This window comes from Allobosea sp. CER48 (genome assembly GCF_044752385.1).
GTDB lineage: Bacteria > Pseudomonadota > Alphaproteobacteria > Rhizobiales > Beijerinckiaceae > Allobosea.
In genome coordinates, this window is the sequence record NZ_JBIWYK010000431.1 from 1 (window position 1) to 2592 (window position 2592).

General features: G+C 65.9%; 2 protein-coding genes. One reads left to right on the forward strand and one right to left on the reverse strand.

Features of this window, described 5'->3' with window-relative positions; all coding sequences use genetic code 11:
• Positions 1–75: 75 nt before the first annotated feature.
• A complete protein-coding gene (locus tag ACIPIA_RS13930; protein WP_400510406.1) occupies positions 76–1572 on the reverse strand; it encodes a CoA-acylating methylmalonate-semialdehyde dehydrogenase in 1497 nt (498 codons plus the stop codon).
• A 123-nt stretch (positions 1573–1695) separates the two neighbouring features.
• Here ACIPIA_RS13930 and ACIPIA_RS13935 point away from each other — a divergent pair.
• Positions 1696–2592: LysR family transcriptional regulator (locus ACIPIA_RS13935; protein WP_400510408.1), on the forward strand; the 897-nt coding region annotated here is incomplete at its 3' end.

A 2592-nucleotide genomic window follows, 5' to 3' on the forward strand; every position in this document is an offset into this window, starting at 1 on the left:
CCGCGAGAGGAGGCCGGCAGCGGCATTGCGACGATCCGCAGCGCTCGCTCCATGGCCCCCTCCGCCGGTGCCGCGTCAGTTCATCGTCGGGATGACGAAGCTGGCGCCGTCCTTGATGCCGCTCGGCCAGCGGGCGGTCACGGTCTTGGTCTTGGTGTAGAACCGGATCGAATCCGGGCCGTGCTGGTTGAGATCGCCGAAGGCCGAGCGCTTCCAGCCGCCGAAGGTGTAGTAGGCCAGCGGGACCGGGATCGGCACGTTGATGCCGACCATGCCGACCTGGACCTTCGAGGCGAAGTCGCGGGCGGCGTCGCCGTCGCGGGTGAAGATCGCGGTGCCGTTGCCGTATTCGTGGTCGTTGGTGAGTTTCAGCGCCTCGTCATAGCTGTCGGCCCGGACGACCGAGAGCACCGGCCCGAAGATCTCTTCCTTGTAGATCCGCATGTCCTTGGTGACGTTGTCGAACAGGCAGCCGCCGACATAGAAGCCGTTCTCATAGCCCTGCATCTTGAAGCCGCGGCCGTCGACGACGAGCTTGGCGCCTTCCCCGACGCCGATATCGACATATTGCTTGATCTTCTCCATCGCCGCCTTGGTGACGACGGGGCCGTAGTCGGCGGTGAGATCCGTCGAGGGGCCGACCTTCAGGCTCTCGACGCGCGGGATCAGGCGCTTGACCAGCTCGTCGGCCGTGCCCTTGCCGACCGGGACCGCGACCGAGATCGCCATGCAGCGCTCGCCGGCCGAGCCGTAACCCGCGCCGATCAGCGCATCGACGGCCTGGTCCATGTCGGCGTCGGGCATGATGATCATGTGGTTCTTGGCGCCGCCGAAGCACTGCACGCGCTTACCGTTCGCGCAGCCGCGGCTGTAGATGTATTCGGCGATCGGGGTCGAGCCGACGAAGCCGACGGCCTTGATCTCGGGATGGTCGAGGATGGCGTCGACTGCCTCCTTGTCGCCGTTGACGACATTGAGGATGCCGGGAGGGCCGCCCGCTTCGATGAACAGCTCGGCGAGGCGCATCGGCACGCCCGGGTCGCGCTCGGACGGCTTCAGGATGAAGGCGTTGCCGCAGGCGATGGCAGGGCCGAGCTTCCAGAGCGGGATCATCGCCGGGAAGTTGAACGGGGTGATGCCGGCGACGACGCCGAGCGGCTGGCGCAGCGAATAGATGTCGATGCCGGGGCCGGCGCCATCCGTGAATTCGCCTTTCATCAACCCGGGCACGCCGAGCGAGTACTCGATCACCTCGACACCGCGCTGGATGTCGCCCTTGGCGTCCGGGATGGTCTTGCCGTGCTCGCGGGCGAGCAGCTCCGCGAGCTCCTCGTTGTTCTGGGCGATCAGGTCGAGGAACTTCATCAGTACGCGGGCGCGTCGCTGCGGGTTAACGGCGGCCCATTTCGGCTGCGCCTCGGCGGCGTTCCGGACGGCGGCGTCGAGCTCGGCGGCAGAAGCGAGTGCGACCTTGCCGATCACGCTGCCATCCATCGGCTGGAAAATGTCGGAGCTGCGCCCCGAGGTGCCGGCGACCTGCTTGCCACCGATGAAATGTCCAACCTGACGCATGGCGCCCTCCCTACGAATTGGTGGTGTGGTGATCTTGCCGACTCCCTACCATTCTCGTTTGTGCACGGCTATAGCGAGAGTGAAACGCCGGCCGTGCGAAAACACAAATACAGGGAGGGCGCCTTGGAGCGATTCGACTGGGACGATCTGCGCTTCTTTCTCGCCGTGGCCCGTTCCGGGCGCCTGACGGCCGCTGCCCGCAGGCTCGGCGCGGATCACGCTACCGTTTCGCGCCGCATCACCTCGCTCGAGGAGGCGCTCAAGGCGAAGCTCTTCGAACGCCGTCCGCAGGGCTACACGCTGACGGCCCATGGCGAACGCCTGCTCGCCAAGGCCGAAAGCATGGAGACCGAGGCGCTCGCGATCCAGAGTGATATCGGCGGTGCCGACATGGCCTTGTCCGGGACGGTCAGGATCGGTGCGCCTGATGGCTTCGGCACCGCCTTCCTGGCGCCGCGGCTCGCGACCTTCGCGAAATCCTATCCGGGGCTGGAGATCCAGCTGATCGCGATGCCTCGGCTCCTCTCGCTGTCGAAGCGCGAGGCCGATGTCGCGATCACGCTGGCGCCGCCGAAGGAGGGCAAGGTCGTCGCGCGCAAGCTCGCGGATTACCGCCTCGGGCTCTACGCCTCCCCGGAATACCTTGCGTCGATGCCGCCGATAAAAGGTCCGGACGATCTCTTCGAGCACCGCGTCATCGGCTATATCGACGACCTCATCTTCTCGCCGGAACTCGATTATCTCGACGAGGTCGCGAAGGGCCTGCGTGCCCATGTCCAGAGCTCCAGCGTCATCGCGCAGATGAATGCCGTGATGGCGGGCGCAGGGGTCGGCGTCATCCATCACTTCATGGCGGAGAATGAACCGCGCCTCGTTCCTCTGCTACCGGAAACCGTGCAGATCACGCGCTCCTTCTGGCTGCTCGTACATGCCGACCTGAAGGACGTGGCGCGTGTGCGGGCCATCGTCGACTTCATTGTGCGCGAGGCGAAAGCGTCACGCACGCTGCTGATGGGCGAG